This is a genomic window from Acinetobacter sp. XH1741, from assembly GCF_041021895.1.
Lineage (GTDB): Bacteria > Pseudomonadota > Gammaproteobacteria > Pseudomonadales > Moraxellaceae > Acinetobacter.
In genome coordinates this window covers 2420861-2443527 of record NZ_CP157428.1, presented here as the reverse complement: position 1 = coordinate 2443527, position 22667 = coordinate 2420861, and the positions used below count along the sequence as shown (strand labels likewise).

The 22667-nt window shown below is 35.2% G+C and carries 15 protein-coding genes and 1 pseudogene; 7 read left to right on the top strand and 9 right to left on the bottom strand.

The window, feature by feature from the left end; translation table 11 throughout:
- Nucleotides 1-135: 135 nt before the first annotated feature.
- The 3 genes from ABLB96_RS11620 to ABLB96_RS11610 all read left to right on the top strand — a co-directional run bounded on the left by ABLB96_RS11620 (nucleotide 136) and on the right by ABLB96_RS11610 (nucleotide 4124).
- Nucleotides 136-2454 (top strand): TonB-dependent receptor, encoded by a 2319-nt coding sequence (locus ABLB96_RS11620; protein ID WP_348897464.1) that lies wholly within the window; start codon nucleotides 136-138, stop codon nucleotides 2452-2454.
- A gap of 335 nt (nucleotides 2455-2789) precedes the next feature.
- Nucleotides 2790-3257, top strand: coding sequence for a hypothetical protein (locus tag ABLB96_RS11615; protein ID WP_348897466.1), 468 nt, complete (start codon nucleotides 2790-2792; stop codon nucleotides 3255-3257).
- A gap of 507 nt (nucleotides 3258-3764) precedes the next feature.
- Nucleotides 3765-4124, top strand: a complete 360-nt coding sequence (locus ABLB96_RS11610; RefSeq protein ID WP_348897468.1) for a hypothetical protein — start codon at nucleotides 3765-3767, stop codon at nucleotides 4122-4124.
- A 97-nt stretch (nucleotides 4125-4221) separates the two neighbouring features.
- On the opposite strand, the gene ABLB96_RS11605 is transcribed toward ABLB96_RS11610, so the two are convergent.
- Nucleotides 4222-5382, bottom strand: coding sequence for a catalase family protein (locus tag ABLB96_RS11605; protein ID WP_348897470.1), 1161 nt, complete (start codon nucleotides 5380-5382; stop codon nucleotides 4222-4224).
- A 183-nt stretch (nucleotides 5383-5565) separates the two neighbouring features.
- Here ABLB96_RS11605 and ABLB96_RS11600 point away from each other — a divergent pair, with 183 nt between their 5' ends.
- Both ABLB96_RS11600 and ABLB96_RS11595 read left to right on the top strand, forming a co-directional pair.
- Nucleotides 5566-7437, top strand: coding sequence for a phage capsid protein (locus ABLB96_RS11600; RefSeq protein ID WP_348897471.1), 1872 nt, complete (start codon nucleotides 5566-5568; stop codon nucleotides 7435-7437).
- Nucleotides 7438-7665: 228 nt separating this feature from the next.
- The gene (locus ABLB96_RS11595) at nucleotides 7666-8775 is read left to right on the top strand and encodes an S-(hydroxymethyl)glutathione dehydrogenase/class III alcohol dehydrogenase (RefSeq protein WP_348897473.1); all 1110 of its coding nucleotides are present in this window, start codon (nucleotides 7666-7668) and stop codon (nucleotides 8773-8775) included.
- Between the two features lie 56 nt (nucleotides 8776-8831).
- Here the strand turns inward: ABLB96_RS11595 and ABLB96_RS11590 are convergent, their stop codons facing one another.
- The 6 genes from ABLB96_RS11590 to ABLB96_RS11565 form a co-directional block, all read right to left on the bottom strand.
- Complete coding sequence (locus ABLB96_RS11590; protein WP_348897475.1) at nucleotides 8832-9785, bottom strand: DUF4882 domain-containing protein; 954 nt, start codon at nucleotides 9783-9785, stop codon at nucleotides 8832-8834.
- 108 nt (nucleotides 9786-9893) lie between these two features.
- Entirely contained in the window at nucleotides 9894-10904 is a 1011-nt protein-coding gene (locus tag ABLB96_RS11585; protein ID WP_348897477.1) for a fimbrial protein, read from the bottom strand.
- Nucleotides 10901-13459 (bottom strand): fimbria/pilus outer membrane usher protein, encoded by a 2559-nt coding sequence (locus ABLB96_RS11580; RefSeq protein WP_348897480.1) that lies wholly within the window; start codon nucleotides 13457-13459, stop codon nucleotides 10901-10903. Before ABLB96_RS11580 ends, ABLB96_RS11585 begins: the two co-directional genes overlap by 4 nt.
- 58 nt (nucleotides 13460-13517) lie before the next feature.
- Nucleotides 13518-14252: a fimbria/pilus periplasmic chaperone gene (locus tag ABLB96_RS11575; protein WP_348897482.1), complete on the bottom strand. Its 735-nt coding sequence runs from the start codon at nucleotides 14250-14252 to the stop codon at nucleotides 13518-13520.
- Between the two features lie 87 nt (nucleotides 14253-14339).
- Nucleotides 14340-14873, bottom strand: coding sequence for a fimbrial protein (locus ABLB96_RS11570; protein ID WP_348897484.1), 534 nt, complete (start codon nucleotides 14871-14873; stop codon nucleotides 14340-14342).
- Nucleotides 14874-15337: 464 nt separating this feature from the next.
- Nucleotides 15338-15628, bottom strand: a complete 291-nt coding sequence (locus ABLB96_RS11565; protein WP_348897486.1) for a hypothetical protein — start codon at nucleotides 15626-15628, stop codon at nucleotides 15338-15340.
- A 1665-nt stretch (nucleotides 15629-17293) separates the two neighbouring features.
- Here ABLB96_RS11565 and ABLB96_RS11560 point away from each other — a divergent pair.
- Together ABLB96_RS11560 and ABLB96_RS11555 are read left to right on the top strand one after the other, a co-directional pair.
- On the top strand, nucleotides 17294-17530 hold the full coding sequence (locus tag ABLB96_RS11560) for a VF530 family DNA-binding protein (RefSeq protein ID WP_086176896.1): 237 nt from the start codon (nucleotides 17294-17296) through the stop codon (nucleotides 17528-17530).
- Nucleotides 17531-17745: 215 nt separating this feature from the next.
- Nucleotides 17746-19994, top strand: a pseudogene (locus tag ABLB96_RS11555) (ATP-binding cassette domain-containing protein).
- Between the two features lie 126 nt (nucleotides 19995-20120).
- Here the strand turns inward: ABLB96_RS11555 and ABLB96_RS11550 are convergent.
- Both ABLB96_RS11550 and ABLB96_RS11545 read right to left on the bottom strand, forming a co-directional pair.
- Nucleotides 20121-21425: an MFS transporter gene (locus tag ABLB96_RS11550; RefSeq protein ID WP_348897544.1), complete on the bottom strand. Its 1305-nt coding sequence runs from the start codon at nucleotides 21423-21425 to the stop codon at nucleotides 20121-20123.
- A 186-nt stretch (nucleotides 21426-21611) separates the two neighbouring features.
- Entirely contained in the window at nucleotides 21612-22166 is a 555-nt protein-coding gene (locus ABLB96_RS11545; RefSeq protein WP_348897488.1) for a TetR/AcrR family transcriptional regulator, read from the bottom strand.
- Between the last annotated feature and the right edge of the window lie 501 nt (nucleotides 22167-22667).

The following is a 22667-nucleotide window of genomic DNA, read 5'->3' as shown; positions in this document are numbered from 1 at the left end:
CATAAATATTACTCAAAGGAAGAACTGATAACTGCCTCGTCTAGTAGAAGTCCCCATTAAAACTGAAAATCTAAATAATTTTCTAAGCATCAAATGTTATGTTATAACATAACATTTGATGCTTAGGGGGAATTTATGAAATCGTTTACAGCTATACCTTTAATTTTGTTAGCAACTCAACAAGTACAGGCCGAAGAAAATATAACTCGTCTAAAACCACTTATTTTTAAGGCGAATTTATCAGAGGAAAAATCAAATGTTGTGACCAAAGAAAATATTAATACGACCAATACCTTAGGAGATGCACTTAAACATATCTCAGGAATACAAAGTACTTCATTTGGACCAAATTCCGGTGCACCCATGATACGCAGTCTGAGTGGCAATAGAGTTCTCGTCTTGGAAAATGATCAACCTATTAATGGAATGAATGCAATCAGTGGAAATATTAATATCCCATTTGATCCTTTGTTTACTGATGAAATTATAGTAAACAAAAACTCCAATAGTGTTCGTTATGGTGGAAGTGCAATAGGAGGGAGTGTACAAATAGAATCAGGTTTGATATCTAAAACAATTGAAGATAAACCCCACAATATGGATATCGTTTATAGAAAAGGATTTAATGATTTAGATGCAAAAGGTTTCAATTTGAATATCAATGATCAAAATCATTGGTCAACCAACTTAAGATATTCAGAACAGGAAATCTCATCTTATAAGATACCGGGGTATAGCAAAGCGAGCGTCTGCGAAAATCAGGTTTTTTTTAATATGGGCGGGACCAATAGTGCATTAGCAGAATCTTGTCAAAAAGATAGTAGAATTCAAAAGATTTATAACAAAGCATCGCAACAGTATATAGATCAGTTCATGACTGAAAATCCGGATTGGGCAGACGGCGAATTTTCATTTTATACCGATAAGCCAACATCGAAATGGGGAGGGAAAACATATATCAACCCCAAGAACCCCGCATATATTCCTAACACCCCACAAAATACCATAAAGAAGGTTAATAATGACGTTACACCAAATTATTATAAAAAATTAGGAAATAGTTATGCCCAAAATGAGAGTGCTGGAATAGGGACAACCTATTTTTTTGACAAAGGGTACATTGGTTTAAGCGCAGACAGAAAAAAAAGTGAGTACGGCGTACCTGGGTTTTCAATGCAGAATCAATCTTTTCAAGACAAATATGAAACCATACCTGTTGGTGTCAAAATTGAACAAAATCGTTTTGCCTTAGATTCTTTATGGTTACAACCAGTTCCTTTGCTTAATGATATAAGCATAAGACTTCAACAGCTTTCCAATAAATCAGGTGAGTATCTAGGTACGACACAAGCAAATGAATACAAGATTAGTGATCAGCTACTTGAAGTAATAATGTCACAGGCACCGTTTAAAAAATTAAAGGGGTCACTTGGTTTTAGTATCAGAAATAGAGATATCGAAGGAAGCGGTAAAGAACGCTATTTGCCAAATGTTAACACTTTTAATAAAGCTATTTTTTTACAAGAAGAATTAAATTTTAAAAAATTCTATGTAAATACAGGGTATCGATTTGAGAAAGTTGAACACGAAATTCAAGATCAAGATTTTAAATTGTCCAGAAATGCAAGCACTAAAAAACAAAAAGATCAACATTATGATTTAAATCATTATTATGTTGGAGCTGGCCTCAAGGTTAACAATTATTTAAATCTAAAAGCCAATTACACCATATCAGAACGAGCCCCTGAGGTTAATGAACTCTATGCAAGTAATGCTCACTATTCTGTCATGACCCAAGAAGAAGGAAACCAATCTCTCAGACCTGAAAAAGCTAAAAATTTAGAATTAAGCATGTTATTAAATTGGAAAAATGCTGAGTTAGCAATTGTTGGCTATCAAATAGATTTTAAGAATTACATGTATTTAACTCATTCTGGGGTAGAAATGCAAAATCGTTTACCTTTGAAGTACTGGAGACAGACAGATACAGAAGTTAAAGGATTTGAAGTAGATTTAAGCTATGAATTTAATCTTAATAAAATTGGAACGATCAAAGTGGGTGGGTTAGCTGATTTAGTTAAAAATAAGGCGACTCATCCCTCAAGCATAAGGTTATCTAATGATGGGATTTACTTACCGAATATGCCTACAAATCGTTATGGTTCATATCTCGAATGGAAACAGGACTCTTGGTCGGGACGAGTCTCAAGTATTTACTATGATGAGCCAGAATATTTAGGTAAAAATGTCTTTCGAGAAGTTGCGTTACCTGCCTACAATTTGCTTGATTTTAAGATAAATAAAAAATTGAATCTAAAAAATGCATCATTCGATATTTTCTTAAATGGCACTAACTTACTGAATGAAGAAGCACGACCACAAAATTCTCCTCTAAAATATATTGCACCACTACCAGGTCGAGCTTTTCAACTTGGAGTCACTATGCATATTTAGAGGGTTGGCTGAGTTCCTTATTGAAATAAGCTAGGCTGGCTTTTAAGTTATTGAGAACTAAAGCCAGTTTTATCTATATATTGACCGATTAACTTGATGATAGGGCATGTACTTTACTGCAAACAAATATTTCGACAATTTATAAGTTTTACTGATAAAACAGCAACCTATTTCTCTTTGTTTTTATAAGATGTCGTTTACCAGAAGTTTTATTTTCATAAGTACACACTACTTACAATTGGTTTAATAATAACTACATTACAACACATGATTTCTATCATAATTCCTTGAAAAGCTGAGTGAGCAGCCTACCAAAAATAGGAAGGAGATAGGAAATGCCACAATATTTAATGATTGCTGAAAAGGTTTATAAAAAAATTGAAGAAAAGGCCCTTTTCGCTGATACTCCAACCGAACACTTGAATAACTTAATAGGCGTAATCCGTAAAGAAATCAAAGGAACACAATTTAAGCTAAAATATAACTTTATTGACTTTGAAGAATGCTTAACAAAGCCATTAGAGGAATGCGCCGTTAAAATTGATATTAGCTTAATGCCTAATTATAAAAATAAAGATGAATATATTTTATGGTTGGCAGGATTTATAGAAAGAATGACCACAGGAGGAGAGACCAAGCTTCCACCTATTTCAAAATTTATTCCCCCCGATTTTAAGTTTAATGCTGAAGGTGATGGTGTTAAGAGCCCATCGATACCAACACAGCCAGCAGATGGCGGTGAACTCATCATTAACTACTTTAAATCAGAAGATTTTATGAAAATTAAAAACGAAGAAAAATAACATTATAAGAAATATAGAAGTGTCTCCACCACACTTCTATGTATCGCTGTCAAAATTCAGCAACCGCCTTCTGGGGCGGTTTTTTTCGATAATTTTTCTCTATACACATGTGGGAATATGATTTTGATATTTCGCATAATCAGATTAGAGAATTAAGAAAATTTGGAGAAATGCTTAAATTAAGTATTTCCCGAAAAATGAATTAGGATTAAAGCAAAATACTTTACGCATCTTAAGTCAATTAAAAATAAGCTCAATTTCTAAAGGGGTTGAGCTTATTTATTATAATTATTAAAGTGTTCAACTTGATAACAACAATAAAACCTATTAATTTAATCAGAATATATTTCAAAGCAGTTCACACTTTTAAAATAATAAAAGCTTAAAATGACATAAAAATTATATTAATTTTAAAAATAAATAACACTTTAATAAAAACTAAAAACTTTCTTATAAAAAATTAAACTTATACTCATATTTTATAAAAAAATTGATAAGGAGATAGAAATGCCAAAATACTTACTATTAGCAGAAAAAATTTCTAAAAACTTTAATAAAGCTCACTCAAATGATCATTTGAAAGATTTGAATAATTTAATTGTAGAAATAAAAAAAGCAATTACAGGAACAGAATTAAAGTTTTTATATAATTTTTTGGATTTTGGTGGATCGGTACTTAGCTTTCAAGATGGGTTACCTTTTAGGCTAGGCACCAGCTTAATTCCATACTATAAAAGTGAGGAAGATTTCATTTTATGGTTAGCAGATTTTATTGATCGAATCACGATAGACACAGGCAAGGGAGATTATTCAATAAAAAAGCTGTTAGCCAGCCCAAGCTGTATTGTTGAAAATACTAATTTGTAGAAAGTAGATATATCGTATGTATTCAACAAGCATTTACGAATAAACGAACTGCTTTTTATAAGCGGTTCGTTTGTAGTAATTCATTGTAAAGTATTGACTAAGGTTCTTGTCTGATCGCTGAGTTCATATCATGTCTAACTTTGCTTATGTTTTCATAAATAATTTTACGTAGTCTATTTATTGCCCCTAATGGTTTGTGTTCTGGTAAAGCATGCCACGGCGTGAAAGAAAGGTTTTCACAGAACTCGTTCTGCTCAGGCGTATCAAAGTTTTGCTTTGGAATATGAATAGTCGCCACCCGATAAAAAGGAGCTTCATTTTCTTTCCATTCAGTCATTGCATCTTCTACAAGCATTTTTGTAGAGGTTCTTGGTTGTACAAGAAATTCCATGCAAACATCTTGCTTTTGCAGTGTATCTTTTAAAGCCTCTCTTAAAAAATTATGGCTTGGGCTTTTAGGGAGTGCACTAGTAACTGTAGAACAATTTCTCACGGAATATTTTACAGCTTGGCGCTCATTACCCAGTCCTAATTGATAGGGCACCATAGACCAGTAACGTGCATATAACGGATTAGATATTTTAGAATTTCTTGCCCCTAAAGCATTCACCGTTCCTTTAAGTCCTAAAGCGAAAGGTATATGAAATTTTTTAATCACACTCTCACTATTAACGTCATGCATAAAAGAAAGATATCTTTGCCCATCATTTACAAAAAAGACAGGATGGTTAATCATAATAAAATCTTGAGTTTTCGCATCTTTCTCACTTTCCAAAATTTTCTGACCAGGCACACCTAAAACTTTTATAGCCATCCCGCGAGCATCTTTTTCAATGTCAGCTCTAGAAGCATCATTAGAAGCATTTGAAAAGCGAATCCATGCCTGATAGTTTTTATTCGGAATGAATATACCTTTTGCATATTGAGTTGGGATATTTTCAAGAACATGAAAGTCGGCACGAACACATCCATGTGCTTTAGGGTGCGCATCTCGTAAGGCCTTACCAGCTGGGTAGTCTTTTCGAATTGCTTCTTCAATAACACTAGATATTTCTTGAGCCATCATTTTTTCATTTGGCTGAAGTTTTTCGCCTAAATATGTATCTGCTTCTGGGTAAGGTGTTGTGTTAGAGGCAGAAATAACTGCTAATTTAGTATTTTTATAATATGCCGTATCACTACAAGCAGTTAATACAGTTATAAATGGAGTAAAAATAAGCAATATTCTAAATTGGCTTAATTGTGTAAGATTTGGCATTAATTACTCCTTATTGCAAACTTCATTTTATAATTAAAATAATGTGTTAGCATCATATTATTTTAAAGACAATTATAATGATCTACTGTTAATAGATTAGACTCTATTGTTACTTATCTGAACAATATAAAAAAAATTATTATTTAATATAAAACTTCTTAAAACCATTAAGAGCATGATGACATGATTAATAATTCAGAAAATGCACAAAATAATTCGATTGTTTCACCTCAACCCATTACTCAAAATATACTTATTGACCGGTTCAGCCCAAGCTATTGGAGAGTAGATGGTCCACAAACCATGTCTTTTGCAATTACGAATTATGGTAATGGTTTTGAAGCATCTTTTCGCTCACGCATGACCACAGATCTAGTTGGAATTAGCTGGGATTCTTATGATTCTAAAGACCACAAATTTTTAGCGTATGAAACTCAATATAGCTACTCAGGTGTAGTGTGGGATTTTGATATTGAATTGTCACCATCTATGCCCGTTTTGAATAATGAGTCCTTAACTCCAAATCTCACGGTTTATTATAATGAGAATGGGGTCGATAAAATTGCTTATATTGTCCTATTCAACTACGCCGATGTTCCATCTTCAAGATCTGCTCATATTCACATCAATTGGGATACGGTAAAGGCTGGTTTCTCGGCTACAGATAGCTTTCCAATCACAAATATTCAGCGAATTGCATTTTCAGGTTTCACCAGTAGCTATAACGGACACTCTTCACTGCCTTTAAACCAAGCAGAAGATGGCTATATCCGTATTACAAATTCGGTGGTTACAGGTGCAAATGCCAAGTTAAATCTAAGTAGGGTCGTTGTACCCCAACATAACTATGGCCTATGTACAAGTTATGATGATCATTATGATCTGAACCCTCAGCGCTTAGTAGATAACATGGCTGCTTTGGGATATCACGGTTTTATTAATCACTATTGTGGGATGTCACATTATCCTGAAATGATCTGGAGAAGTGATATTAATAAATTCCAGATTCCTGACACATTAGTCACAGGTCAAGATGTAATTAATCCATGTACTCGTATATGGCACGAGAAATATGCTCAAGCTTTGCATAATGCAAATATGCAACCTGTTTTTGGGGTGAGTTTTGAAATGTATTCGCTCGGAGCAAATGAGTTTTGGGCACAACGTGACTGGAACAGTAATTTAGGTAAAACAGGCTATCAACCGCCTAGCTATTTTTTTAGTTTAAGTGATCAAAATGCTTTGGCATATTTGCATAAAGTGTTTATTGAATTTGCAGATACTATGGTTAGCGGTGGATGTGACGTCAATATGCAAATTGGTGAGCCGTGGTGGTGGTATAACACCGATACGAATTTACCATGCGTTTACGACTATCCAACGAAGTTAGCTTTTAATGCAGATACAGGTTTGTATGCTCCAGACTTAGGAACCATCTATGATGCACTGAATAAAACTGGTACGCCATATGATGAGTTTAAAACTTGGCTGCGAAATAAATTAGGCCAGACCTGCCAAGACATCCGAACAGTTATTAAAGCAAAATATGCAAATGCCCAAGTATGTCCATTAGTCTTTTTCCCATCTATTCGCTCTCCAATACAAACTCTTGCAACTTATATCAACTATCCAAGTGAACACTATTCATATCCAAATTTTGATTACATCATGACAGAAGCCTACGACTGGCTTTTAGAAGCTAAGTTAGATTTAGCTCATCAGGCTGTTTCTCAAATACCAACCCAAGATTTAAATTATCCTGCAAATAAAGTCGCTTATTTATCTGGTTTCGTACCAGATGCATCTATTGCTTATATCTATGGCTTTGATAAAAACAAGCCTTATCGAACACCAATTTGGCAACGAATTTTTGGAGATATGAAAAACAACAATTCTCTTGGGTTGATGAAGCAGTTTATATGGGCCTATCCACAGGTGATGTTTGATTCAATAACAATTGATATGACTCAAGCACCAGATGGATTCTTTGTTGAGAATACCCTCTATACACCTATTAGTGATAACACACCATATCCACCGGATATTTACCTTTAAGTAAATATATATTGTTTGATATATAAATGATTTGATAAGAAGCCTCTTAACATAAGAGGCTTCTTCTTTTTGAAATACAGGCTTGCTTAGACGTAATTGACTGGCTATGCTGTGATGGATTGCTATGAAAGCTAATTTTAATTTAAGCAAAATTAAGCTCTTGTATTACGGTTACATTATCTAATTTGCTCGACTATAAATACCGAATGATTTAAAGGAAACCCAAAGATGAAATCTCGTGCAGCTGTCGCCTTTGCCCCAGGAAAACCTTTAGAAATTGTGGAAGTGGATGTTGCACCACCTCAAGCGGGAGAAGTTTTAATTAAAATTACTCATACCGGAGTATGTCATACCGATGCTTTTACATTATCTGGTGATGACCCTGAGGGTGTATTTCCCGCAATTTTAGGGCATGAAGGTGCAGGGGTTGTTATTGAAGTCGGTGAAGGGGTAACGAGCGTTCAACCGGGTGATCATGTTATTCCACTTTATACAGCTGAATGTAAAGAATGCTTATTTTGCAAATCTGGTAAAACTAACTTGTGTGTTGCAGTACGCGCGACCCAAGGTAAAGGTGTTATGCCAGATGGTACTACACGTTTTTCTTATAATGGTGAACCGATTTACCACTACATGGGCTGTTCAACCTTTAGTGAATATACCGTAGTAGCGGAAGTATCTTTAGCAAAAATCAACCCTGAAGCGAATCACGAGCAAGTTTGTTTGTTGGGCTGTGGCGTAACGACTGGTATTGGCGCCGTGCATAACACTGCAAAAGTACAAGAAGGTGACTCGGTTGCTGTATTTGGTTTAGGGGGTATTGGTTTAGCTGTTGTACAAGGTTCACGTCAGGCAAAAGCAGGACGCATTATTGTCGTAGATACTAACCCTGATAAATTTGAACTTGCTAAACAATTTGGCGCCACAGATTTCTTAAATCCGAAAGATTACGATAAACCTATTCAGCAAGTTATTGTAGAAATGACAAGTTGGGGTGTAGATCATTCATTTGAATGTATTGGTAACGTCAACGTTATGCGTTCAGCTTTAGAATGCGCACATCGTGGTTGGGGACAATCCGTTATTATTGGTGTTGCTGGGGCAGGTCAAGAAATTTCAACTCGTCCATTCCAGTTAGTTACAGGCCGTAAATGGTTAGGTACGGCGTTTGGTGGGGTAAAAGGCCGTTCACAGCTTCCCAAAATGGTTGAAGATGCCATGAAAGGTGAGATTCAACTTGAGCCGTTTGTAACGCATACTATGCCTCTACAAGACATTAATACAGCTTTTGATTTAATGCATGAAGGTAAATCGATTCGTACTGTCATTCATTTCTAAATGAAATAAAAAAGGGCTGTGATTCAGCCCTTTTTTACGACTTATAGTTTTATATCTTAAATTGCATTACCGCACATGTCAGTTGTGCCTTGAGGGTAGTTAAACTGTAGCGCATTTCGGTCAGTAATGAGTTCATTAGATAACTCTTGTCCAAAGAGTTGATCAGAATATATTGCTATACCACTCATGACATAAAAACGTATATTCGCAAGTGGAGCAGGTAAATTAGACTGATAGCCTTGATCAACACCATTTAAAATAAAGCCGACCTGTTTAGTGTTCTGGTTGATGTAGATGCCTAAACGTTGGTATTCATTGGTATTATTTATCATGTTTTGGCTTTTGAAGTATGGATGATCAGGTCCACTATTATCACTCAGTCGATAAGCTACAGAATAATTTAAAGTAGGAGGGTTCTCACCAAAATCTGGATCATAAGTTCCGGTATGAAATCCGTAATTTGATCTAACGGTATAACCATTATTTGTTACGCCAGTAAAATCAATATTAGAGATATAGGAAGAGTTACCAACTTTTACTGTTGGGACTTTAAGCTCCATTTCAAAGGCAATAATACCCGTATTAGGTATAGAGAAATCTCCAATATCATTAGCCAAGTTAAGACTAGCTTTACTTCTAGCCATATAATCTACATAGCCATACTCATTTTCTAGCCTAGAATTCACTGGAGAGCTAAATTTTTGTCCATTGATTACTGAAAAGATTTTCATAGGAAAATAATCAGGATGCTCACTATTCCATAGATCATAATCTTCTTGAGTCGCATCAAAGTGATATTGGCAGACTGGGGAAGAGTTAATAGTTTTGGTTTGAGCTAACAGCATTTGAGTTGCAAATTTTTCGTTTTTTGCACTAGCTGAAAAGTTCTTAGTTACTGCTTTTTGGCCTAACTCATTACGTTGTACTGGATTGGTATTATCAGAAGATACTTCATACATGGCCCAGCATAATGTAATTGCACTAACAGCAACTATACCTATTTTTTTCATAGATATTCCTATCAAGTTAAGTATTAAGTTCTTAGAAAGTATTGATAAAGAAATAGTTATTATTTTTAAGTAATTGATATTGTTAAGTTTGCAAACTATTGAATATGATTAATCATATTCAATAGTTACAGTTGCCATGGCACGAACTTTACCAGGTGTCACATTAGTTGCTGTTTGATAATAGCGCGCAGTCATCGGTACGTTATATTGAAGTGTCTGATTAGATGACAATGTACCTAAGGCTAATTTGTCACCTTTTTTAATGACCTGATTTTTATTTTGATAATTCCATAAAAGTTGAACGCCCACACCATTTGCTTTTTCAGAAGCAGCAGCTGTATTTGCTAAAACCTGATTGTTTGTTCCGTCTTGTGTAAAGTCGTAAGTCAAACTAATAAGGTTTTTCTCTTCATAGCCAGTAGGGTTGATACCACCATTACAGAGAATGTTCATATCAAAAGTTTGTTCACCTTGAGTTGAACCAATGCCTTTAAATCCGGCTTTTGTAACGGTCGGTAGCTGTACAACTTTATTAATATTACCTTGGATTTCACATGAAGACGAAGCAATGGTAATTGCATTAGCATCAACAGTACTTGTTAAGAAAGGTTGATTTGGGTAGCCACGAACATAATAGCTACTATATCTGCCTGGTACTAAGGTCCCAGAGCCGGTTTGCGTAGCAATCTTAATAATTTCTACTACAAAATAACCTGATGCCAAATAACGAGTACCAGAAATACCACCACGTTCATAAGGGTAATAACCAGAAAAATTGGTACTATTGTCTGCTTCACGGTATAGACGAATACCAATACCAGGAATATTGGTGGTATAAATGCTATTGCCTAAGGAACTTAAGGGGTAAGCTTGTGTTAATTGAGCAACTACACTATCCCTACTATCACAATACACCGCTTGCGTACCGCTACTGGTAATAGGAAAAGTCGCTTTTCTTAAAACTGCACCCACTGGGTCGCTAGGGCGTACAACAACACGCCCTACGGCCATACGAACATCATTTGGTTGGTAATTAACGATAACGCATGAAGCATTTGCTTCACCATACACACCAAAACCAGCGGTAAATAGAGCACCCGTTAATAATATTCTTTTCATTTGCAGACAGCCTCCGTCATTACCACACTTTGTTGCTTGTTTTGCAACTGGTTACTTACATTGTACTCAACCGAACAACGCTCATTGCTTTCGTCGCCCCATTTTACATAGAGTCGATCTTGAGGTAGTGGGGTACGTAAGTAAATCATACTACCTTGTGCAACAATACCTACAGCTTCGTCTTTTTGGTTAAAGACTTGTGCTGCAAACGGTAAGCTGTTGCCATCTACAGTTTTACTATTAATATAAACTGCATAGCCAGTTTTAGTTGCAAAGTCTACTTTAGCAATTGCACCAGCAAATGGGGCAATACGTTGACTCGTTTCTTCAAGTTCTACTTTGCTAGACATTTCTTGTGGGTCAAGCGTGATGTCATTAAGACGGTATGGAGTAACATATGGAACTACCGCATAACCTGCTTTATTGATGCTTAGACCAACCGTATTGCTCACTTTTGCTCCAGCTGCATCAGGTGCATGCACCAGTACCATCGTTTGACCTTGTTCTGGCCCAAACAAAATACCTTGTGAGTGAGCAACAATGCTACCACTTAAGCTCACCATCGCTTGTTGGTAAGAATCTGCTACGCTATAAGAGCCACCAACAGTTGTGTAGTTAGTACGATAACGACCATTTACGTTAAATGATGGATTTGTATAGTCTTGATGCGACATAGAAGCACCATAACTAAAGCGATCGCCCACCATGCCACTTGCACCCACTGTACGGCTATCTTCAGATGCACTAATGTTGACATTGACTGAATTCTTTTTAAAGTTCAGTGGGAAAGATAATGTCATTAGGTATTCAGTATCACGTGACTGATTACTTGCGCCGTATTCAACTTTACGGTTAATTGCAGATAAGCCGTATGTTAAACCGTGGTAATTGTTGCTATAACCAATTTGATATTGTTTAGTGGTTTCACTACGGTTCCAATAATCAACCCATGAACCAACCATATAGAAGTTACCCCAACCTTCAGGAAGTCCTTGGTTTAAGGTAATTTGGAATTCACTACGTTGGCGACCCGCAGCATAAGTATTAATACCTTTCTCTTCTAAATCACGAATAAGTAGGGCATCGCGTAATTTATAGAAGTTCTCTGTCGAATAACGATAAGCTGCGAGTGTTAAGTTCGTATTTGTTGGTGAAATTAATTTACTATAGCTTAAACGGAAACTTTGCCCAGACTGTGAAGCTTGCTTTTCAAAGTCAGCTTCAGAATGCGTAACGTCAAATGCAACAGCGCCAATAGGTGTTGCAAAAGCAGCACCCAGCAATAAAGCTGTATAATTTTCAGAAGCTTGAATTCCAGTATAGCCCGTTAAATAGTTATTAATACCTTGTTGATATTTACCTTGAACTACCCATGGATTAAGATCAATGTCACGATCACGGAATTGACCCACGGTAAGTGAATAACGGTTTACACCAGGACGTAACATCTGTACAACAGATGCATACGGTACAGAGAATTTTTGTATTTCCCCATTCGCTTCGATAACAGTAACTTCAATCTCGCCACCGAAACCAGTAGGGTACAAGTCGTTAATTTCAAAGTTACCCGGTGCAACGGTTGTTTGATAAATAAGTTGGCCTTGCTGACGAACTTCAATTTTTGCATTGGTTTTAGCATTACCACGAATACGCGGAGCATAACCCAGCATACTATTTGGCAACATTCGATCATCACTTGAGAAATCGATACCACGGTAACCATAAGAGTCAAATACTTCGCCGTTTGTAAAGCTATCACCAAGTGTTAAAACACCACGATATTTCGGGAATGCACGCTGTAAATAAGTACTGGTTTCTTCATAACTCGATTTAGACTGATTTTCAGCAGGGGTATCTTGCCATTGCCATTGACCATTGTGACGTAATTGCCAGCCACCTAAATTTAGTCCAGCCGTAATACCCATAAATGCATTAGACGTTTCATTTCTATCATTAGAATGAGTAAACGTTTTATAGGCACTACCGTTATAAGATAAAAAGCCTGCATTAATACCACGATCCCAAACACTTGGGTCGACATAACCTTGGGCATTTTTTTGCAATGCGACTTGAGGGATTGAAATATCTACGCGTAAACGAGAGTTATCAAACTCATAAAATGCGTTTTCTACCCATTCTTCTATTTTGTAGCAAGTATTATTTTCTTTTTGAAGAGGAGCATGTTTAGACAAGACCTCTTGTTTAACGCCGTACTCAAGAAGATTCATTCCTGTAAAGCAAGTCACTGCATTTTGTTGCGGATCTACTGCTTTAAACACCATACGACGTTTACCAAACCATTGACCGTTTACATATACGTCAACGTTATATTCGCCAGGTAAAACAGGGTTGCCATATTTAAAACGAGAAATATCAACTTTTTTTGCATCGCCAATTAAAAAAGCAGAATCAAACTCAGCTTCGACAGGCGCACTCGCAGCCGTTTCTTCGGCATGCACGAATACAGGCATTGTCATTGTAACAACACCGGAAGCCAAGTAATAACAAATATGGCGTTTTAATAATTTATAAGATTCTTGCCCTTTTTTTGGCATAGCTAAGTCCGCCTACTCACATAATAGGTGCTTAAAATTTATTAAAAGATAAATCTGATTATTGAAGCTTTATTGCGTGTTCGACTCGACCACCGTAGTCATTCACATTAATAAAACTCATATCCTGAACATTGCCATTCTTAAGCTGAACAGATGCATCAGAAAAAGGCTTAACCATAAGCCCTTCAGGTAACAAATCAACTTTTTTATCACCCACTTTCTGATAAACAGAGGTCATTGTGATATGAAAAGGAGTTGGATTTTTTACCATTAAGTTTTGACCAGATTTAACCCATTGAAGCTTATCTGCAGCTAAGTTCGCGTCATCTTTAATCGAAGCTGGACGATAGAAGAATTTAATACGTGAACGAATTGCTAATTGCAGAAAATTATCAGGTGTCGCATCTGAACTCTTTGAAGTTGGTCTTGGAGGAATATCCAAAACGTTTAACCACAAAACTGTTTCTTGCTTTTGATTTAGCTGCGAAGCAGTGGGTAGAGCAGTAATACGAAAAGTCTGACTTTTTGTTGCTTCAACACGAGAAATTGGAGGAGCAATCATAAAAGGAACTTTTGATTGATCCGGAGTACTTTTTGGGTCGCCTTCATCAATCCAAGCTTGGACAAGTGCTGGTTTTGAACCGTTATTGCTAACTTGTAGCGTAACTTCACGAGCATCTGATGGATAAATTACACGAGTGCCATGAATTACAATTTCTGCATGAGAGGCAGGTGCGACTACCGCTGAAGCAAATGCCAAACCTAACAAAAAATTATAACTGTTCAATTTCATTTCAGGATTCTCAGCCAAGGAAGTTCGGAAAAGCGTTACACAAAAATAGGGCTTCTATAAAAATATAGAAACCCTACCATCCATCAATTATTGATAGATAATTGTGTATTGAACAGAAGTGTTCACTTTACCAGCAGTAGAAGCGCCAGTTGCATAGTATTCAGCATAGTAGTTAAGGTCTGCACTACCAGCAGCTGCAACGTCAACCCATTGAGAGTTTGCTTGAGCGCCATTTGCACCAGCAGCAAGAACTGGAATTACTTGGTTGTTGCTACCTAAAAGTTGAACGTTAACGTTTTTAGCACCAGCAGCGTCTTGGTTAAGTAAACGACCAGTATTGAAGTCAACCGTTGCACCTGGTTCAAAGTAAGTCGCAACTTTACCTTCTGAACAGTTAGCTAATTTGATTTGGAATGGAGTACGACCAGCAACGTTTCCAGCAGCAGCTAAAGTTTGTTTAGAAACAGTTGGAAGAGTAACTGTGAAATCTTTACCAGCAGGTGTAACGATGTCACAAGTTTTGTCTGTTACTAAACCATTAATTGTAATTGTACCATCAGCCGCTTGAGCGTTCGCAATCCCTACAACTGAAAGAGCAGCGATCAAAGCAAGTTTTTTCATAGTGTTTTCTCAAAAAGTCTGGATAAAAGTTTAATCTCTTACTTTTCCAGAGGTTGACATCTTGAAAAGTAATGCGGCGATACTAACATTTTTTAAACAAAATGCAAACTACATCACACTATTTATAGATAATAAGAAAAAATACACAATTCATTAAGATGTAATTATATACATCTTTTTATGATAAGTGATTGTTTTTAAAAATTAAATTTAATATTATATAACTACAACAATAGCTGAAAAAGAAACAATACAATAAAGGAAAATTATTTTAAGAAAATTTTAATGAGGCGATTATATAGGATAATTTTTGCTTGTGCTTACAAAAACGTGAACAATTTATCATTTTTTAAGCAAAAAGAGCGAATTCTTAACTTAGCTAACTATGGAACTCAAGTTGAAGGATTCGCTCTTGAGAAAGGCAATAAAACAAGTAAGAAGTAAATTTAAGATTGCCCTAGTATTCAATGGTAGTTAACAAGAACTACTTTTTTATTAGCACTTATCGTTTCTATGCTTGTATCCATTTTCTCTGTATGTCGTGCCAAGTTGAATACATTATCTTTATTTAAATATTGAGTACTAATAGTCGTATTCAGAGTATTGATTTGAGCACACTCTTTTTCAATATTTACTGTAGAACATGTATCTTCAACAATATTTCCTTTAATCATTATTGTGTTATTTGCATAACAAAATAGTGGGGAAGTGGAAAGCACCGCCAAAAATACAATTTTAAATATATTGTTTTTCATTTTATATATACCTATTTATTAAATAGTTAATACAAGTGATACAATAATTTTTATTTTAAAACAATATGTAAATTCATTTCTCTAAAAAAATAATAAATAACATGTGACTTATGTCTCATTAATTATTTTATTTATATAAATGGTTATTAATTTATAGGTGTACTTTTAAAAATGCTAATCAAATCACACTTTTACAAAATACTGAATCTTGGTTTGTGTAAAATTAAATTATTGATAATAAATACTTTAATGAAAATAATCTTATTTTTTTATAATGTATTTTTAAAATCACAATACTTTAAAAATAAATATTATTTAATGAAATAATATGTAGGAAAAAATTAATCATATAATTATGATTTTAGCTCCACATATTATTTATATCTAAATTAAACTATAAATAACTTAAATCAATCAAAACAATATTGAGTGTATTTTAAACAATTATTAAGAATATTTAGCTTTAATTAATAAAGCATCTCAGTATAAAGCTAAGCTACAATACGACTTAAATTTATCGAATTTAATTCTTAAATTATGTCCTTAAATAAAATCAAGATGAGATGAGTGTAAGGAAATTACTTTATAGTTGTAGAGAAGATATGGTTATCGAAATTTGGCTATTCAGCTGTTAGATAAATTTCACATCTGTAATTTAATTCAAATTTTAAATTTTTAGCCAAATAATGATCTAAGGCGTTTAAGGATAGTAAAAACCCAAAAAAGAGAACTGAGAAAAACATGGCAGTAATTTCTGATACGTAAAGTCGCAGCATAAATTTAAATAGAAAGATGAGATGCAATATTTCTATCAGAGGCTAGCAACAAAAACTGAGCGCAGGCGTAGTAAGGATAAAGCGCCAGAGCTAAAAGCTTAATGCTATCAAAGGCTTACTTATAAAACATTTCGTATAATATATATTATGTTAAATAAGATATTTGGAAACCTTACCATATATAATGCTTTGCTACTCTATGGTGCTGCTACGCCGTTTATTCTTTACAGCAATAAATTATTAGCTTGTTCAGTTGTACCTGTTGCTCAAGCACCTAGCTAAGCCTTGGCACTTTTAGTTACTTAACGTGGTATAACCCTATTTCTAATCTTGGCTACAATAATTCTCTAGGTAGCTTTCTTAAAATGTAATTACACTTTTATTTTGCCCTAGCTAGAACGCATAAGCTCCTTACCACCTTTACGGGCTGTATTTTTGGCTACTTGGCTGCTGCTATACAGATTTCTTTCCCTAAATCGCCTTTTGAACATTTATGTCTAGAAAATGGCATTTTGGGCTAAAATCAAAAAAACTCTTAGCCTGCCTAAACTCTTGGTTAATATTTCAACTACAGTATATCTAATTGAAATTTAAATAAATATTTTAAAACATCACTTTACATGCTCATAAAAACTGATATAGTACATGTGTACAGCTATTCTTTAGATTTCTATCACCGCAATACATACAGTATTTCAAATACTCACACCAATGCATTAAAAAATATTCAAACAATCTCTCTGGCTTGTTTAGGTCTAAAAACTGAAATCAGCCAGTTTCGATAATCAATTACAACCGAATACGCTTCGGGATGTGTTTTCGCAATCCCTCTCATTTTCCAACTAGCTCAGGTTATAATAATGGACTCCCAAAATATTGTTGATCTATTATGAGCGCCTCCAATGACCCTTTACACGGCAAAAAACTTGCTGACATTTTGGATGAATTATTGGATTACTACGGTGGATTCGAAGGCTTAAGCCGTAAAATTGAAATTAGATGTTTTTGCATAGATCCAAGTGTTAAATCATCATTACGATTCTTACGTACCACACCATGGGCACGTGAAAAAGTAGAAAGCTTATATTTGTATGTCTTACGCCAAAAAGCAAAACAGAAATCGTAGCCCCAGCATTTTTATTAGTGGTGGATTGCCACCACTTTCCTAGACAAATTTAGTCTATTCTTAAGACCTTTAGCCAGAATGATTCTCTAGGCTGCTTCCTAACAATTAAGCCCTATAAGTTGAATATTTAAACAATTCATTTAAGAAACATGTACATCCTTTTCATCAATTTTATTTTACTTTTACTATAAATCCCTAAGTTCAAGTGATTACACATGACTAAAAGAACAATAAATATTTATGGAGCCAGACAAAATAACCTTAAAAATATTTCATTAAAAATCCCTAAACATGAAATCGTTGTCTTTACTGGAGTCTCTGGCTCAGGTAAATCTTCTTTAGTTTTTGAAACCATTGGCGCAGAAGCTCAAAGACAAATTAATGAAACTCAAGATAGTTTTGTACGCAACCGTTTACAGCATTTTGGCGTGGCTGACGTTGATAAAATTGAGAATTTAAATGTACCTGTCATTATTAATCAAAAACGTTTAACAGGTAACATCCGCTCAACCGTTGCTACAATTACAGATATTTATGCCAATCTTCGCTTATTATTTTCACGTATGGGTGAACCGTTTGTTGGATATTCGAATGTTTTTTCTTTTAATCATCCCAATGGCATGTGTCCACAATGTGAAGGTATTGGCTTAGAACAAACAATTGATATTTATAAAATATTAGATTTAGATAAATCCTTAAATGAAGAAGGCGCTATCAATTTTCCTACCTATCAACCCACAGCATGGCGTTGGACTCGATATGCAGATTCAGGTTATTTCGATTTAGATAAAAAGTTAAAAGATTATAGTGAAAAAGAATGGAACTTGTTTTTGTATGCTCCTCAGCACAAGCCTTTGAATCCAACAAGTAAATGGAGAAAAACTGCACTTTACGAAGGATTGGTGACCAGATTTGAACGTAACTTTCTAAAAGGAGAAACACGGGAAAGAAATCGTTATGGGAATAAGCTTGAGCAAATTATTACAACCAAAGAATGTTCTTTATGCAAAGGCCAACGGCTTAATCAAAAATCTTTATCTTGTAAGATCAATGGAAAAAATATTGCTGAATGTACAGCTCTATCTGTATCAATGCTTTTAGAGTTTATAGAGTCCATAAAAAGTGAGAAATTTGAAACCGTTTTACATGAGCTAATTAATAAACTGAGTAACTTAAACTTAGTTGGTCTCAGTTATTTAAATCTTAATCGTGTGAGTAATACATTATCGGGCGGTGAATCACAACGAATTAAGATGGTTAAACATTTGGGTAATAGTCTAGTTGATCTGCTCTACATTTTTGATGAGCCAAGTATTGGGCTGCATCCAAAAGATTTAGATAATATTATTAAAATCATTCAAAAGATTAGAGATAAAGGAAATAGTGTTTTACTGGTTGAACATGATCCTGATCTTATTCGAACAGCTGACCATGTCATTGATATGGGTCCTCTTTCTGGTGTCAATGGTGGTCAAATCATTTACCAAGGAACTTTCGAAGAATTAAAGAACTCATCAGGTTTAACAGGTCAGTTTTTTAAAAGACCAAATACCTATAAGAAAATGCCACGTATGAGTAATGAATGGATTTCGATTAAAAATGCCCATTTATTTAATCTAAAAAATATTGATGTCGATATTCCCAAAAATTGTCTAAGCGTTATTACAGGTGTTGCGGGTTCTGGAAAAAGTACGTTAATCAGTAAAGTCTTACCGCAACAATATCCTGAAACAAAAGTGATTGATCAATCTGCAATTACTGCAAGCATTCGGTCAAATTTACTGACCTATCTAGACCTTCTTGATCCGATTCGTCAGCTATTTGCAAAAGCAAATAAAGTGAGTGCTAAGCTCTTTAGTTTTAACAGCGAAGGTGCTTGTCCTCAATGTAAAGGATCAGGTATCGAAAAAATTGAACTCGCATTTTTAGATGATGTTGAAATGACATGTGACCTTTGTCACGGCTCAGGATACACCCCAGAAGTGCTGGAATATCACTATAAAGATAAAAACATTGCTGAAATCTTGAAAATGACTGTTACAGAAGCGAGTCAATTTTTTGAAGATTGTAATTTAATTCATTGGTAAGCTTGGGATTAGACTATATTGCAATTGGCCAACGCTTAAATACTTTCTCAGGTGGCGAGCGGCAAAGATTAAAACTTTCAAAAGAGTTCAATGAAACGGATAATATTTTTGTATTAGATGAGCCGAGTACAGGCTTACATCCTTCTGATACTGAAAAATTGATTAGTTTATTAAATAGCTTAGTTGAAAAAGGCAATACGATCATCGTTATCGAACATAATTTAGACATTATTAGCCAAGCAGATTGGATTATTGATATTGGTCCATTAGCTGGTGATAAAGGTGGTGAATTAGTGTTCTCTGGAACTGTGACCAGTTTGCTCTCAGCAGAAAAATCATTCACAGGCCACTATTTGAAAAAATATCTAGAGCTGTAACAGTCTGATCGACTAGCTTGGCACAATCAAGTTTTAAATCTGAGAGCCCTCTTCTCGACTCTCACATCTCTAATTATAGGAAAAATACTCAAGCAACCTCTCCCGCTCATTCACTTATAAATAGCGTTATGACCGATACTTCACCTGAATCATCAGCATGATAATAACGAACAACGAAGGGATCGCAGCAATCACAAATAAATGGGTAATGACCAGAAATTGAGAAAGATAGCCCCCAAATAACGGCCCAATGACCGAACCCAAACGGGCAATCCCAATACTCCAGCCCACCCCAGTGGTACGAAGTGAAACTGGGTAATAACTTGCAGACAGCGCATTAATGGCAGGTTGCCCACCAACAATTGCAAAGCCCGCAATGAAAATGATGATGAATAATAAAACAATATGGCTAACAGCATAGCCAATTAAAGCAACACTAATCACTGCAACCCAAAAAACAGGAATTAATACTTTATAAAATCCAGTCTTATCGATTTTAAGGCCCATCACAATACTACCAATCGTACCGCCCAATTGTAAGGTAGAGCCGATCATTAATGCCTGATTTAATGAAAGCCCTGACTCTTTGGACAAAGTCGGTAGCCAGTTCGCCAGAAAATAGAGACTGATCATGTTTAAAATACTGATGATCCAGATAGAATAGGTAAAAAACGCACGCTTATTTTTAAATAACTCAAGCGGTGACTTCTTAACCTGAACTTCAGCAGTATTGATGATTTTCATCTCTGAATTGAAAGTTAATGCAGGATAAAATTTCTTTAAACAAAACAAAATCTTGGGTGTGTTTTTGCTATTTTCACTTAAAAAATATAAAGACTCTGGTAACTTAAAGAACGTGATAAAGAAAATAATTAAAGGAACAATACCGCCAAAATAGAAAATCGCCTGCCATCCTCCCCAAGGAACTAATAAGGCTGATATGCCTCCTCCCAACATTGCTCCGACCGTATAACCACAAGAAATAACCATCATGGTGAAAATACGAGATTTATATGGAACAATTTCGGAGCTATAAGCCATGACATTTGGCATAATACCTCCTAAAAAAATTCCTGTAACAAAACGGATTGCAGTCAATTGCTCAATATTGCCGACATGTGGTGTCACTAGCATCAATATGGAGAACATAAAGGTTGAGATCAGTAATATTGGACGGCGGCCAAAACGGTCAGAAAGTGAACTCAATAAAAATGATCCAACAAACAAACCAAATAAGCTGGCGCTAAACACAACGCCTAACATGGTTTTATGAACGCCCCATTCTTCTATAATCATTGGGGCTGCGTAAGCCATAGACTGAATGTCATACCCATCCATAATCATCAGCAATAAACAGGTAAACAAAATAAATTTCTGATAGCATCCAACCTTCTGCTGATTGATCAAATCACTTAATGCAACTTCTTTCATGGTCATCCTTTCTCCATGTTGCGCTTTCAATTACTTTCATTTTAATTACGTTATTCATAATCAATTTACGATTATCGTAAAAAATAACAATATTAGCCCCCAAAAGTCAAAATATTAACTTTTCGGTTCATCGCATGGCGCTTATGCTCTACTCATCGCATCACATTTTTAAATTAATTTTTATATTCAAATACTTGATTTAAAAAACTGCTCTAGCACCAGATCCCTTTCTTCCAAACTATTGGAACTTAAAAACTGGAACATCAAACCATCGATTAGGTTTAACACCATGCTGGCATCTGGTTTTATTGCACAAGTTTCTAGACTAAAAATCAGATCAAAAATCTCATGAAGTAGCCATTTTCGATATTCAACTACCATGCGGTAACTCTGCGAATAAACGAGTTTAATTTCAAATATGGCTTTTAACAGCAAATGATAAGGGCTATTAAAACAGACATGTAAACGTACAATTTCTTTGAGTTTGTCACTTGAAGTGTAGTAGCGGTTTGAATAAATGATCGCTAGTACTTCTTCTTTAAGCAGGCTTTTTTGAAAGACAATGCACATTTCAATCAGACCTTCTTTTGAGCCAAAAAAATTATAAAGCGTGGCTTTGGGTATTTCTGACTCTTTCACAATCAGGTCTATTCCCGCTGTGTGAAAACCATGAGTGGTAAATAAGTGTATCGCCGTTTGGACGACCTTTAGTTTTTTGGAAGAGATTTCTAAATGTGGCATAGTTTTTCCGTTATAAATTCTTGTTGTTTCTAAATGAGATACTTTTTTAGGAGAAAAAAAGGCATAGCAAAGCCGTAAGACTGTGCTTGGCACATCTCAAGTTTTATTGTTGGTGCAAGTTTTTTGAGCCGTAATGACTTAAAGCCTGAAAACCTTTTGGTGATCAAGCTGCTTTAAATTTTTAAGTTGTGTCGTTACAGCTTTTGGCAATGAATGCCAAGAAATAATGAATGTGCAAAGCCAACTCCTTCTATAGGGAGTTCTGCCAGACCATTAAAATTATGGTGGCAGAACGGAAGAGGGTTAGCAGACTAGTATTATCTCAAACTAGCACACCCGAAGGTGTCCCTCTCCCGTCCTACCGCTACGGGAGGGAACGAGTAGTTCACCACATAAGACTATTCCTCAGAAGGAATGACTCTGATGTGGGAGATAATATCCGGTCTGCTAAAACCGACTGGCAATGTGGCCAGCAGGCAAATGGTAATCTTCAATAATTAA

Bases quoted from the DNA above. Each gene is read 5' to 3' on its own strand.
- ABLB96_RS11585 (WP_348897477.1), bottom strand. From the start codon at position 10,904: ATGAAAAGAATATTATTAACGGGTGCTCTATTTACCGCTGGTTTTGGT.
- ABLB96_RS11545 (WP_348897488.1), bottom strand. From the start codon at position 22,166: ATGCCACATTTAGAAATCTCTTCCAAAAAACTAAAGGTCGTCCAAACG.
- ABLB96_RS11565 (WP_348897486.1), bottom strand. From the start codon at position 15,628: ATGAAAAACAATATATTTAAAATTGTATTTTTGGCGGTGCTTTCCACT.
- ABLB96_RS11605 (WP_348897470.1), bottom strand. From the start codon at position 5,382: ATGCCAAATCTTACACAATTAAGCCAATTTAGAATATTGCTTATTTTT.
- ABLB96_RS11620 (WP_348897464.1), top strand. From the start codon at position 136: ATGAAATCGTTTACAGCTATACCTTTAATTTTGTTAGCAACTCAACAA.
- ABLB96_RS11595 (WP_348897473.1), top strand. From the start codon at position 7,666: ATGAAATCTCGTGCAGCTGTCGCCTTTGCCCCAGGAAAACCTTTAGAA.
- ABLB96_RS11560 (WP_086176896.1), top strand. From the start codon at position 17,294: ATGAGCGCCTCCAATGACCCTTTACACGGCAAAAAACTTGCTGACATT.
- ABLB96_RS11575 (WP_348897482.1), bottom strand. From the start codon at position 14,252: ATGAAATTGAACAGTTATAATTTTTTGTTAGGTTTGGCATTTGCTTCA.
- ABLB96_RS11570 (WP_348897484.1), bottom strand. From the start codon at position 14,873: ATGAAAAAACTTGCTTTGATCGCTGCTCTTTCAGTTGTAGGGATTGCG.
- ABLB96_RS11550 (WP_348897544.1), bottom strand. From the start codon at position 21,425: ATGAAAGAAGTTGCATTAAGTGATTTGATCAATCAGCAGAAGGTTGGA.
- ABLB96_RS11610 (WP_348897468.1), top strand. From the start codon at position 3,765: ATGCCAAAATACTTACTATTAGCAGAAAAAATTTCTAAAAACTTTAAT.
- ABLB96_RS11590 (WP_348897475.1), bottom strand. From the start codon at position 9,785: ATGAAAAAAATAGGTATAGTTGCTGTTAGTGCAATTACATTATGCTGG.
- ABLB96_RS11600 (WP_348897471.1), top strand. From the start codon at position 5,566: ATGATTAATAATTCAGAAAATGCACAAAATAATTCGATTGTTTCACCT.
- ABLB96_RS11615 (WP_348897466.1), top strand. From the start codon at position 2,790: ATGCCACAATATTTAATGATTGCTGAAAAGGTTTATAAAAAAATTGAA.
- ABLB96_RS11580 (WP_348897480.1), bottom strand. From the start codon at position 13,459: ATGCCAAAAAAAGGGCAAGAATCTTATAAATTATTAAAACGCCATATT.